Origin of the sequence: Psychrobacillus sp. FSL K6-4615 (genome assembly GCF_038008225.1) — a bacterium.
GTDB lineage: Bacteria > Bacillota > Bacilli > Bacillales_A > Planococcaceae > Psychrobacillus > Psychrobacillus psychrotolerans.
In genome coordinates, this window is the sequence record NZ_JBBOYQ010000001.1 from 1,718,544 (window position 1) to 1,731,348 (window position 12,805).

15 protein-coding genes are annotated in these 12,805 nt (G+C 35.3%); 14 read left to right on the forward strand and 1 reads right to left on the reverse strand.

Annotation, left to right across the window (positions count from 1 at the left end):
• Nucleotides 1-420: 420 nt before the first annotated feature.
• The 14 genes from MKX53_RS08340 (at nucleotide 421) to msrB (ending at nucleotide 10,598) form a co-directional block, all read left to right on the forward strand.
• Nucleotides 421-630, forward strand: a complete 210-nt coding sequence (locus MKX53_RS08340) for a hypothetical protein (protein ID WP_340910557.1) — start codon at nucleotides 421-423, stop codon at nucleotides 628-630.
• A 12-nt stretch (nucleotides 631-642) separates the two neighbouring features.
• The gene (locus tag MKX53_RS08345) at nucleotides 643-831 is read left to right on the forward strand and encodes a hypothetical protein (RefSeq protein WP_340910560.1); all 189 of its coding nucleotides are present in this window, start codon (nucleotides 643-645) and stop codon (nucleotides 829-831) included.
• 520 nt (nucleotides 832-1,351) lie between these two features.
• On the forward strand, nucleotides 1,352-1,789 hold the full coding sequence (locus MKX53_RS08350) for a BrxA/BrxB family bacilliredoxin (RefSeq protein ID WP_340910561.1): 438 nt from the start codon (nucleotides 1,352-1,354) through the stop codon (nucleotides 1,787-1,789).
• A complete protein-coding gene (locus tag MKX53_RS08355; protein WP_340910562.1) occupies nucleotides 1,786-2,565 on the forward strand; it encodes a class I SAM-dependent methyltransferase in 780 nt (259 codons plus the stop codon). Before MKX53_RS08350 ends, MKX53_RS08355 begins: the two co-directional genes overlap by 4 nt.
• Nucleotides 2,566-2,859: 294 nt before the next feature.
• A complete protein-coding gene (locus tag MKX53_RS08360) occupies nucleotides 2,860-3,429 on the forward strand; it encodes a YpjP family protein (RefSeq protein ID WP_340910565.1) in 570 nt (189 codons plus the stop codon).
• A gap of 609 nt (nucleotides 3,430-4,038) precedes the next feature.
• Nucleotides 4,039-4,773, forward strand: a complete 735-nt coding sequence (locus MKX53_RS08365; RefSeq protein WP_340910567.1) for a polysaccharide deacetylase family protein — start codon at nucleotides 4,039-4,041, stop codon at nucleotides 4,771-4,773.
• A 334-nt stretch (nucleotides 4,774-5,107) separates the two neighbouring features.
• Nucleotides 5,108-6,052: a thymidylate synthase gene (locus MKX53_RS08370; protein WP_340910569.1), complete on the forward strand. Its 945-nt coding sequence runs from the start codon at nucleotides 5,108-5,110 to the stop codon at nucleotides 6,050-6,052.
• Nucleotides 6,053-6,070: 18 nt separating this feature from the next.
• The gene (locus MKX53_RS08375) at nucleotides 6,071-6,559 is read left to right on the forward strand and encodes a dihydrofolate reductase (RefSeq protein WP_340762221.1); all 489 of its coding nucleotides are present in this window, start codon (nucleotides 6,071-6,073) and stop codon (nucleotides 6,557-6,559) included.
• Nucleotides 6,522-7,295, forward strand: coding sequence for a lysophospholipid acyltransferase family protein (locus MKX53_RS08380; protein ID WP_340910571.1), 774 nt, complete (start codon nucleotides 6,522-6,524; stop codon nucleotides 7,293-7,295). Before MKX53_RS08375 ends, MKX53_RS08380 begins: the two co-directional genes overlap by 38 nt.
• A 60-nt stretch (nucleotides 7,296-7,355) precedes the next feature.
• Nucleotides 7,356-8,195 carry a DegV family protein gene (locus tag MKX53_RS08385; RefSeq protein ID WP_093534389.1) on the forward strand — a complete coding sequence of 280 codons (840 nt, stop codon included), beginning with the start codon at nucleotides 7,356-7,358 and terminating at the stop codon, nucleotides 8,193-8,195.
• Nucleotides 8,196-8,262: 67 nt separating this feature from the next.
• Complete coding sequence (locus tag MKX53_RS08390; protein WP_245762612.1) at nucleotides 8,263-9,069, forward strand: GDSL-type esterase/lipase family protein; 807 nt, start codon at nucleotides 8,263-8,265, stop codon at nucleotides 9,067-9,069.
• Nucleotides 9,070-9,081: 12 nt separating this feature from the next.
• Nucleotides 9,082-9,654, forward strand: a complete 573-nt coding sequence (locus tag MKX53_RS08395) for a YpmS family protein (RefSeq protein ID WP_340910574.1) — start codon at nucleotides 9,082-9,084, stop codon at nucleotides 9,652-9,654.
• A gap of 11 nt (nucleotides 9,655-9,665) precedes the next feature.
• Nucleotides 9,666-10,187 (forward strand): peptide-methionine (S)-S-oxide reductase MsrA, encoded by a 522-nt coding sequence (msrA, locus tag MKX53_RS08400; protein WP_340830480.1) that lies wholly within the window; start codon nucleotides 9,666-9,668, stop codon nucleotides 10,185-10,187.
• Complete coding sequence (msrB, locus tag MKX53_RS08405; protein WP_245762610.1) at nucleotides 10,188-10,598, forward strand: peptide-methionine (R)-S-oxide reductase MsrB; 411 nt, start codon at nucleotides 10,188-10,190, stop codon at nucleotides 10,596-10,598.
• Between the two features lie 474 nt (nucleotides 10,599-11,072).
• Here msrB and MKX53_RS08410 read toward each other — a convergent pair whose 3' ends face one another.
• Nucleotides 11,073-12,707 (reverse strand): methyl-accepting chemotaxis protein, encoded by a 1,635-nt coding sequence (locus MKX53_RS08410; RefSeq protein WP_445678280.1) that lies wholly within the window; start codon nucleotides 12,705-12,707, stop codon nucleotides 11,073-11,075.
• Between the last annotated feature and the right edge of the window lie 98 nt (nucleotides 12,708-12,805).

Below are 12,805 nucleotides of genomic sequence, written 5' to 3' on the forward strand. Positions count from 1 at the left end.
AATCGTTTGTTGTTTTAGATTCAATAGTAAATTTTTTAATTAATCGTTTTAGTAATAATAAGAGAACTTATTATTAGTTGCTTTTGGAACATATTGCATTGTAAGAAAAACTTAATAATCAACATTGAGGGCATCCATTGGGTGCTCTTTTTATTTGCCAAAAAGGGGTGAGAGGATGCCAAAAGGAGGCAACTCGTCTATGTTTGAAACAGTTAAAGTACATGGATAAGAGATAGAGCAATTAAAGAAAGATAGAGAATATTTATTGAAGGGACAAAACGCTCTGTTCGAATGGAAAAAGGAAATGGAAAAATGGCGACGTGAATCCGACGAAAATTATCATGACCTAAAGACGACCATTCTTACAGAAAACAAAGAAACGCGTTCTTTCTTTCAGTCAATTATGGATAAACAATGGATTTGATAAAATCCTCAACTGGTATGCAACAGGAACTAAGAAAAGCTGACATCGACATGCAGCAGGAACAAAGGAAGGCAGACATAGAAATTAAAAAAGTTGATACTGAGATCAAACGGGATAATTGGGCAAAAGCTTGGGATTTCATGAAAACAATATTTGCAGCTGGTGGTATCATCTACCTGATACTTGAAGCAACTATTTTAAAATAAGAGGAGGAACTTATGATGACGGCAGTGTTATTATTTGCAACAGTAATTGTACCAATTGTTTTAGGAGTGGTGGAATTAATTAAAAGATCAACCTCGGAAACACTAAATAAGAATTTCATTCCACTCATCGCATTTGCGGTGGGTATTTTTATTGGATTCGCAGGTCAGATAATGATAAAAAATACACACTTGATAGTTTAGATGGAGATTTTGGCAAGTTTTTATTACTTGAGGATGAATTAGTGCAGTTATAGATTCCTAAAAATTTAATCAATCTTCATTTGGATGAAGGAGATATTGTTGAGATTATAAAGATCAATGAAACCTACAAAATTACACTTCTGCAAGGCGAAACAGATGATGCTACTGAAAAAGTAAGTAGTTTACTAGAAAAATTAAGAAATAATAAATAGTATTTTATAGCGATTTTCTCTTAATTGAGTTTGTCTCTTTTTTATTTGTCCAAAAATTACTAGTTATAAATTAGAATAAATGTTCTTGTGGTAAAAAAAGATGAAAGGTGGTTTCTATTTGTATTTATAAAACCTGTTTAACAAGTTGCACAAGAATACTTTTGGTTGCACAAGAAAGTCACGAAAATCACAAAAAAGTCACAAAAATCCTGAAAGAGTACGCAAATTGAGAAAACAGGGTATTAGCTAATGCTGGGAAAATATTGTTATAATAGGATATGTGAAACTAAAAGAAAGAGGGCGAAATCATGAATGCATACGATGAGTATATGAAAGGTATTGTAGGACCAATGAGAAGTGAATTAACGGGGGCAGGATTTAAAGAGCTTACTACACCTGAGGATGTACAAGAGCATATGTCTACAGCAAGTGGAGTTTCTTTAATCGTGATCAATTCCGTGTGTGGTTGTGCTGCTGGACTCGCTAGACCTGCAGTTGTTCATGCATTAAATGAGTTAAAAGTTAAGCCTGAAAACTTAGTTACTGTATTTGCTGGACAAGATCAAGAGGCTACTGCAACAATGCGAGGTTATTTTGAGGAGGTACCACCAAGTTCACCTTCTATTGCTATTTGGAAAGATGATAAGTTAGCTTACTTCATTCCACGTGAACAAATTGAAAGTAACTCGATGGAGACTATTAAAGATCATTTATCTGGTGTCCTTTCACAAGTTGTTTCTTCATGAACACCGTAATTACGACAGCTGGAAGAACGAATGCAGCGTATATTTTAAAAGCAAAAGGGATCGCCAAAGAGTTAAATTTACCTTTTATTCAACGGCACAAGAAATCAGTTTCTACTATACAACAAGAGCAGAATGCTAATGTGCTTGTGGTGAACAAAGAGAGATTGGAACTGTATTCTTACGGTTTCACTTCTCCTTTTTTCTTTCACCCCAATTCTGCAGCTTTTCGATTGAAGAGACTCATGAATGGTGAGCAAGATTCATTTTTGGAAGCAACGCGTTTAGAGCGAGGTGACCATATTTTAGATATGACAGCTGGTCTGTGCTCCGATAGCATTATTGCTGCTTATGCGGTAGGTGATGAAGGGGGTGTGCGTGCATGCGAGAAGGAACCCCTTATAGCATATGTGGTCGATGTAGGGCTAAAAAATTATGAATCGAATAATGACACATTAGAAACTAGTATGCGGAGAATACATATAATTCATCAAGATGCAGTGGAATATACAAAAACGGTGCCATCCAATTCCTTTGATGTTGTTTATCTAGACCCAATGTTTGAACAAGTTATTGAAGAGTCTTCCAATTTTCAAGCTTTAAGAGCAGCTGGTATTCACGATGCTTTAAACGTTGAGTGGATAGAAGAGGCTAAGAGAGTTGCAAGAAAGAGAGTTGTATTAAAAGCGCATTTCCGTTCTACGGTGTTTGAACAATTCGGGTTTAAAAGAGAAATAAGATTATCCTCCAAATTTCATTATGGAGTGATAAATTTATAATCTGGTCATATAAATAGAAAAGAGAGTCATGACGTTAGTCACGACTCTCGATATAACTTCCAATTAATCAGTAAAGCAAAGTGATGTTAAATATGCTATTAAAAATAAAAATCCGATACCAATAACTAATCCTAAATCCATCGTGATTTTCCTCCTTTGATAAAAAAAGCTGTATGGAATGTTTACACATTTTATTGTACAATGAATAGTAAGAAGATGAAACCTTTAGTTCTTTAAAACGTTTAATAGAATGTAGAGTTTTACTAAAATTGCCCAATATAGAAGGTGAATAGGATGAAAAAGTGGTTCCAAAAGTCAATAATCATAACTGTTGCATTGCTAACATTTGGTCTAATATCTCCTAGTCATTTTATATGGGAGCAAATATTAGATACCAAGAGTCCTCCAAGGGCAATTTCTTCTGATGTAAGTGATTATGAACAAGTTACAATAACGGAAGAAGCTCCGACCTATGAACATATGGCAGTTGCTGCCAGAGAACAAGCATACATAAAGTTTGGTAATCGAATAGGACCAGTCATTCAAAATGAATTTGACGACGTTATTTTCCCTAAAATACAAGAGGTTATTGATTTGACAATTGCAAAAGCTTCCAGTCAGGAAGTAACACGTTTGTCTATTTCTGAGAAGCCATCTGGAGATTATCACGAAAAGATTTTTAATATTTATAATGAAACTACAAGAAAAGATTTAATCCGTTTTCATGTAAGAACGGACAAAAAACCATTAGAAGGATATTATTTCAATTTCCATTACCACTTGGCCGAAGATAAATATTCTAAACATTATGTGCTAGGTGACATATATTGGTCAAAAAACACACCACCAAAATGGTTATCCTAAAAAAGCCAAAACACTCATGTGAAAATGAGTGTTTTTTTGTTTGGATAGTGTATATAGAAATATACCCCCTCATTCTTCGTATTCATCAAATGGATTAAGTAAATAATTCTGCCCATAATATTAGAAGCAGCTATTCCATCTTTCTGAAAAGCCCTCAATTCCTCACTCCGCACTCCGCACTCCGTTTAATATTAAAATACAAATACAGGTAAAATGAGAAATTACATAGCTACAAGCGTATCTTCAGTATAGCTTTGCTTCAACAGCTGATCAAATATTTCCTTTTGATTGTAGTAACGGCCTTGACTTTATGATTACCAATCGAAATTAGAATATACTTTTTATGACGCTCTGGAGGTACTTTCGGACAATCTCAAATGCGAAGATAAGGTTCCCATTTTTAAATTCCAGTCTACAAATGTGTAAGGTATGTAGACAATCTAGTTCAAATTTGAAGATAGAATAATACAATAAAGGAAGTTTTATGCTGGTTATTTAAAAATCTAAATTTATTTGTCTAATTTTTGGGGGGCGAAGGTATAAAAACTACCATGGAGTAAAAAGTAATCAAATCTCCGTAAAATATTAAGATTGGAATGATGAGGTGTCATGACAAAGAGATATAGTATTATACTCACTTTATTTTTAGTTGGAATAACTTTCTATCTTGGTTCTAATTTAAGGGCCTCAGCAGTTAAAGACCGATATCATTACGAAAATACTGGAGAGATAGTGTGGGAGATTAACACGAAAGAAAAGGTCGTGGCTCTTACATTTGACGACGGACCACATCCAAAATACACAGCAGAGATACTGGAAATTTTAGAGAAACATAATGCAAAGGCTACATTTTTTGTTGTTGGTGAACTTGCTGAAAAAAATCCAGATTTAATTTTACGCCAATACAACGAAGGTCATGAGATTGCAAATCATACTTATACTCATCATCCAAAAACAACGCTCTCTAAATTAGAATTAGAGTTAAAACAAACGGATGACTTAATTTTTAGTATAACGGGTTATCGTCCAGAGCTGTTCCGTCCAGTAGAAGGGCAATACACCGATCAAATGATTCAAAGTGTTGTAAAAAAAGGGTACCAAGTGGTGATGTGGTCTTGGCATCAAGATACCGAGGATTGGAAAAGTCCTGGAGTGCATCGTATAGAAAAAAAAGTATTAAATAATGTAGAGCCAGGGAATATCATTTTATTTCATGATGGTGGGGGAAATCGAAGTCAAACAGTTAAAGCTTTAGAAAAAATTATTGAGGAGCTCCAAAAACAAGATTATGTCTTTGTTACGGTGTCAGAACTCATAAAGATAAAAAATAAACAAGAAAAATAGGTTTTTAAGAAGCTGTACCTTTAATGTACTAACGGTAATAATAGAGTCTAGAATGTTTAACGCGCGACCTGCCCATCCGTCTAACTTTTCAACGAGCAATTATTTAATAGAAAAAAAAGGTGAATATCACTCCAAATGCACCCCAAAACAATGCTATAATATACTAAAGTTATAAGTAATACAAATTCGAAACCTAGTAAACGTTGATTTATCTAGGCTAGTATTAAAATATTATACATTGCTAAATGGATTGGGTTTTGGTCAAAAAACACACCACCAAAATGGCTCTCATAGTGAGAGCTTTTTTGTATGAAAACGGAAAGAGGGATATGACATGGAGCAATACCTTACTTTGTGTAAACATATTATGAATAGTGGAGTTACAAAAGGAGATCGGACCGGAACTGGTACAAAAAGCGTTTTCGGTTATCAAATGCGCTTTGATCTGTCAGAAGGATTTCCGCTTCTTACCACAAAAAAAACGGCATTTCGTTTAGTAGTCAGCGAGCTACTATGGTTTTTAAAAGGTGATACAAATGTCAAAACACTTATACAAGCTAATAATCATATTTGGGACGAATGGGCGTTTGAAAAATGGGTAAAAAGTGAAGAATATACGGGACCTGACATGACAAATTTTGGTGTTCGGGCAGCAAAGGATCCGGAATTTAAAAATGTTGTGCAACAGCAAATGGATCTATTCTGCGAAAAGATTTTATCGGAAGATGCATTTGCAGAAGAATTTGGTGACTTAGGCCCAGTCTATGGCCGTCAATGGAGATCTTGGCCGACGAAGGATGGTCAAACGATTGACCAATTGTGTAATGTTATAGAGCAGATTAAAGTAAATCCTGACTCTAGAAGACATATCATTACTGCATGGAACCCGGCAGAGGTAGATGAAATGGCTTTACCACCATGTCACGCCTTTATGCAATTTTATGTTGCAAATGGCAAGTTATCTTGTCAGCTCTATCAGCGTAGTGCTGATGTATTTTTAGGAGTTCCCTTTAATATTGCCTCATATGCATTATTAACACATTTAATAGCTAAAGAATGCCATTTAGAAGTTGGAGAATTTGTACATACTTTAGGAGACGCTCATTTGTATGTAAATCATATGGAACAGGTGACAACTCAATTGGAAAGAGAGCCGCGTGCATTGCCACAACTTCTATTGAACGACCAAAAAGAGTCTATTTTTGATTTTGAAATAGAAGATATTGCCTTAGAGGGTTATGATCCGCATCCGCGAATTAAGGCACCAATTGCCGTATAAAATTAGAGGAGGAAACAAATGATTTCACTAATTGTTGCACATGATCCTAATCGAGTAATTGGATTTGAAAACAAAATGCCTTGGTATATTCCAGGTGATCTTGCTTACTTTAAAAAAACAACGATGGACAAAGCCATTGTAATGGGAAGAAATACATTTGAATCCATCGGGCGAGTGCTACCAGGACGGAAAAATATTATCGTCTCGAGAAATCCCGATTATAAAATTGAGGGTGCTGAGGTAGTGACAGACCTAGTTGAGGCAATTGAAATAGCCTCTGCTCATCATGAAGAAGTAATGGTAATTGGGGGTGAACAAATTTTTCGAGCTGTTTTACCTAAAGCAGATAGACTTTATATAACTTTTATCCAACAAAGTTTTGAAGGAGATACTTATTTCCCGCCATATGGTGATGACTGGGTGTTAGTTGAAACAACGGAAGATATGAAAACGCCAGATGGTATTACTTATGCTTATTTGGTTTATGAACGAAAGGTTAGTGAATAATTTGTTTTCGAGTCTAAGAACTTTTGGATTTTTGTTTGGATATTTACCAGTTTCTTTATCTAAATTAATAACTATTAAAAAGCAAAAGAATATGATTACTACGGAGCAATATGATCGACTTGTTCATCGTGTGCCTCAATTATGGTCAAGTGGAATTCTACAAAGAACGAAAAGTACTTTCAGATTTCAAGGGGAAGAAAATCTTCCAAGTGGACCTGTGTTGTTTATTTCCAACCATGAAGGGAATTTCGATATTCCAAGTTTACTAGCGTATATTCCCAAACCTTTCGGATTCATATCGAAAATAGAAGTAAAAAAACTTCCCATTATCTCGCAGTGGATGGAAGAAATGAATTGTGTATTTTTAGATAGGTCCAATCGAAAAAGTTCCTATCAGTCAATTGAGGATACTGTGAATATTTTAAAAAAGGGGCACTCTATTTTAATCTTCCCAGAAGGTACAAGAAGCAAGGGAGGAGAAGTAGGGGATTTTAAATCAGGATTTGTACGAATTGCCAAAATGGCCAATGTTCCAATTGTTCCAATAGCCATATATGGCACTTCAAACATTATGGAAAAAAATAATAATAAAATTTGTCCTGCTAACGTTCAAATAAGCGTGTTACCCACATACACTGTAGAGAATATTGCCCACAATGAACCGAACAAAATTATAGAGGATTTACACACAATCATTGCTAAAGAAATCGATTTTATGAGTTCAGCTATCAAATAGTTTACAGAACACCAGTATTCTTCTTATAATAGTAATAAGTAGGAAGGGAAGGGATAGCATATGCCGAAAGTTCATATAGTAACTGATTCTACAGCGGATTTAACATCAGCCCTGATAGAACAATATAATATACATGTAGTACCTTTGACTATTCATATTGATGGTGAATCATATATCGACGGAGTAGATATAAACCCAGAGGAATTTTTAGAAAAAATGGCGACATCTAAAGAACTGCCAAAATCATCGCAACCATCATCAGGAGTGTTTAAAGAATTATACGACGAGCTAGGTAAAAATGGTGATCAAATTATCTCTATACATATGACTGGTGGCATGAGTGGAACTGTCAAATCAGCACAAGCAGCTGCTGAAATGTCAACTGCAGATGTTACTGTAATCGATTCGAAATTTATATCGTTTGCATTACTATTTCAAGTGGAAGAAGCAGCTAGAATGGCTTCCAATGGCGAGACAAAAGAAGCAATCATTCAAAAAGTGGAAGATATTCGTAGCAAGTCTGATTTATTTGTAGTCGTAGATACTTTGGATAACCTTGTGAAAGGTGGACGAATTGGAAAAGGAAAGGCAATGCTCGGTTCATTACTTTCTATTAAACCAATTGCAAGCTTAGCGGGTGGTGAGTATACACCGATTGCAAAAGTAAGAAGTCATAAACAAGTTGTTAATTACTTATTTGACCGGTATATAGCTGATACAAAAGGGAAAGTGGTCAAAGCAGTAGGTATTTCGCATGCAAATGGGTTTTCTATGGCGACTCCTTTGATGAATTTAATAAAGGAGTCAGGTTTTTTAGACATCCAAGTTTCGTTTACCTCTCCCGTTATTAGTACGCATACAGGACCAGGAGCAATTGGATTTATGTATATGACTGAATAGGTAAAAGGCAGAGGGCAGGGAAGCGTATTTTTCCCTGCTTTTGTTTTACCAAAAGGGGTTTCTGCAAATGAGATATTTAATAATTATTATAAGCGTTATCTTTCTAGTAGGATGTAATTCCAATGATATGGTGGAGGTTAGCTTTTCGGAAAAACAGGATGTGCTTTTTGAAGATTATGTTATTCCTTTTCAGTTCTTCCCGAGAACGATAGAAGTCGTTGGGCTTGGAGATTCTTTAACACAAGGAGTTGGAGATGAGTTAAAGAGGGAAGGATACTTTGGAAGGCTCCAGCAACATTTTTCACAATATAATGGAATAGAAGCTGTAGATTTAACCAATACTGCAAAAAGAGGGCGCAGAAGTGATCAACTATTAAAAATGTTAAAAGCTGGAGATATTGATCATCATATCCGGAAAGCTCATTTAATTACTTTAACTATTGGTGGAAATGACATCATGAAAGTAATAAAAAAAGATTTGTTTAATTTGAAAGTAGAGGCTTTTGAAAAGGAATTAAATAAATTCGAAAAGAATTATGAACAGATTCTTGATGAGATTAGGGAGATTAATAGTACTGCCCCAATTATCATCATGGGTTTATATAATCCTATTACGATTGTTACAGATGAAAAATCTGAATTTGATTTAATTTTAAATAATTGGAATGAAGCTATCGAAGAGATGGCTGAAGATGATATGAATGCTTGTTTTATACCAATCGATCATCTTTTCGTAACAAATACAAATTTGGTTTATCATACAGACTTTTTCCATCCCAATAGCAAGGGATATCAGCTTGTTATAGATGAAATAGTTAGCTCAATGCAAGATTGTGGTTTAATAGATGAGGATAACAGGGAATTGTTGTTTTAGGGAGTTGATGGATTGAATAAGTGGAAAATCGCGTTTTTTTTATTAGTACTACTTTTGATCGGCAGTATTGGAACTGTTGTTTATTGGATAACAGCTCCTGTTGAGTCTGTATGGATAGAGGAAACAAACACACCAGCAGAAGGGAATGTGTTAACTGTAAACGCTACGAAAGAGGATTTTCAAGCTATTGCCAATACATATCTTAAAAAGGCGATGGGAGATAAGCCTCTTCCCCTTCAAATATCAGTGGATGATCAAATTGTTTTGTCATCAGAGTTCACTGCTTTTTCTATTAACTTGCCGGTAAGAATGTTTTTTGAACCATATGTAGAAGAGAATGGAAATATTCGTTTAGAGCAATCTTCCGTCGAAATTGGACGATTAAGTTTGGATCCTGAAACCATTTTAAAGCTTCTGAGAGATTCGATTGAGCTTCCAAAATGGATGGTGGTAGATCCAGAAAAAGAAGAAGTCCTCATTCAATTATCTGATATTCCCATGGGCTCTGGAGTTGGAGTTCGAGCAAAAGAGTTGAATTTAGCAGAGGATATCATTACGCTTGAGATTGTAATACCGAAAGAATAGGAGGCAAAACAATGGAAAAAGCAACTTTTGCGGGCGGATGTTTTTGGTGTATGGTGAAGCCTTTTGATTCGTACGATGGAATTGAAAAAGTAGTCTCAGGATACACGGGTGGACATGTACCTAATCCGACATACGAACAGGTTTGTTCTAATGCAACTGGACATTATGAAGCAGTACAAATCACTTTTGACCCAGCTATTTTTTCATATGATCGTTTATTAGAAATTTTTTGGCTGAATATAGATCCAACTGATGACAATGGTCAATTTTTTGACAGAGGATCGTCTTATCAAACTGCTATTTTTTATCATACAGAAGAGCAAAAAGAAAAAGCGATCGCTTCTAAGGATGCTTTGGATGCTTCAGGCAAATTTAAAGCTAAAATTGCAGTGAAAATACTACCTGCCGCGGAGTTTTACCCTGCAGAGGAGTATCATCAAGATTATTATAAGAAAAACCCTGCACACTATAATGGCTATTTTACGGGATCAGGGAGAGCGGCATTTGTGGAAAGTATAAAGGAGGGGCTATAGATGAAAGAGAATTTAACAGAAATGCAATTTTATGTAACCCAACAAAATGGTACGGAGCCTCCATTTCAAGGTGAGTATGATCAGCATTTTGATGAAGGCATATATGTAGACATAGTATCTGGCAAGCCTCTTTTCCATTCAAAAGATAAATATGATGCAGGTTGTGGGTGGCCAAGCTTTACTAGACCAATTGAAGAACATGAGGTTTTAGAGAAGTTTGATGATACCCATGGCATGAGAAGAGTAGAAGTGCGAAGTAAAACTGCAGACTCTCATCTTGGACATGTGTTCCCGGATGGTCCTAAGGAAGAAACTGGGCTACGCTACTGTATCAATTCTGCAGCACTACGATTTGTACCAAAGGAAAAATTAGCTGAAGAAGGCTATGAAGAGTATAGTAGATTATTTTAATAAATGAATAACTAAAAAGGAAGTGGGGAATCCACTTCCTTTTTTTAAGTTAAAGTAACAAGTTTTCGCGTGTATATTGGGTTCCCATTTATCAACCAATAATACCGCTATGATCTCCGTTTCAGGTAGTTAACGGAACGGAAGACTAAGAAGCATTATCTTTCGGTTTGTACTACCTAAAGAAGTGAAATTGCATCTTCGAGAGTTTCCTCAATGAATAAGAAAGTATCTTTTCTCTAGTTATCCCAAATGCACTTACCTGTTTTGAGGAGTATTAGAAGGGTGAAGGACAGGCAAACACCATAAAATTACCCCCCAAAAAAGATGCTGGTTTGTTGTGACGTCTGTCACAACAAACTAGCATCTCTAAAAATTCGCTCAGTAATCATATAGCAACCGTCTGTCCAAAGCCTTCGAGAACGATCGATTTAGTTTTTACATTAAAGGATCGTCTGGTTTTTTGGGGTAACTAAATTATAGTTTGAATTCATTTACTACTTTACTTAATTCATCTGCTTGGTGCGATAATTCCACAGCAGATGCATTAATTTCTTGCATTGCAGCAGATCCTTGTTCAGCAGCAGCAGCGGACGTTTCCGTGTTGGATGCTGTATTTTCGGCAATTTGCGTTACTTCTATAAAAGATGCAGCAACTTCTTGACTAAAGTTAAGTGTTTCTTCAATTTGTTTTACCATCTTATCGATGATTGAAATAGTTTCATTTGTTTGATTCATAATTTGGTCTAGTGAAGCATTCGTTTCGTTTGCAACTTCAACTCCGCGAATTACACTTTCTACACCTTCTTTATTTTGCTTAACAATAGAAGTAACTTCAGTTTGTATAGAAGTTACAATGCCTGTAACTTCTTTTGCAGCCTTCTGAGATTGTTCTGCTAACTTTCTAACCTCATCTGCAACAACAGCAAATCCTCTGCCATGTTCTCCTGCACGAGCAGCTTCAATTGCAGCATTTAATGCTAGAAGATTTGTTTGTTCTGCAATAGCTGTTATCGTTTTTATAATGGATGTAATTTCATGAGATTTGATACCTAGTGATTCTACAGTTTGAGTCGTATTAGCCATTGTTTCTTCGATACTCATCATTACATTGGATGAATGCTGTACAGATTCTCCACCTTTTTGAGCAGCTTCAATCATGTGATCGGTAGCTTGTTTAACTGATTGCGCATCATTGTTTAAGTACCTTGTTGCTTCTTCTAATGAATTCATCTTTTGAATTGCTTCCGTCATACTTCTTAATGTTTGATCACTACCGACAGCAATTTCGTTGGTAGAATCAGCAATAGATTGAATCGTTAAGGCGGTTTCGTCTGAGGAAGCCATTAATTCTTGACCACTAGCCGAGACGTTTACGGTAAGCTCTCTCACTCTTCTTACAAGGTCTGCTATGGATGATATTAATACATTCGTACTCATAGCTATCTCGGAAAATTCATCTTTTGATCTAACTTTTACTCGTCTAGTTAAATCTCCACCAGCTTGAGCAATATCTAATATAGAGAGGTTTATAGCATTTGTACTCCGCTTAATAGAATAGAAAAGGAAAATACCAAATGACAAAGTAAGTATGACTGAAAATACAGTAAGTGCTATGAATAATATAAGTGATGTATTATTTTCTTTTTTTAACAAAGCAATTTGCTCAATGTTTTTCTTCTCCAGAATTTCATTCATTGCAGCGATATGTACATCCACATAATTCATTGCAGTTTTACCATTTCCTGTATTGACTAACTTTTGTGCTGCCTCTATACCTTGTTCATCACGAATTTTGATTACTCGCTCTGAGTATCCTAAGTATGTTGTGAAAAATTGATCAATTGATTGTAATTTTTGTGATTCTTCTGGACGATTTTTATATGTTTCTGTTAATTGTTTAATATGTGTAATAGTTGAGTCTTTATATTTTTTATAGCTTGCCATATAATTTTGCTTACCGGTTATAATATAACTTTGTTCTGCATTGGCAAGTTGAGCAATTTCGGTCGCAATCTTATTGACCATCATCTGTTCTTTTATATCCACATTTGTAAATTTCTCTAGAGCTTGTTGAGCAGAGAACATTTTGGTAGATGTCAGTACAAGCATTAAAATTAAAATAATGATAAGAACGGTGAATATTATTAATACGCGCCCTCGTATGGATTGTAAGAAACTCCCTTTGGATGTATCATTATTATCTAATT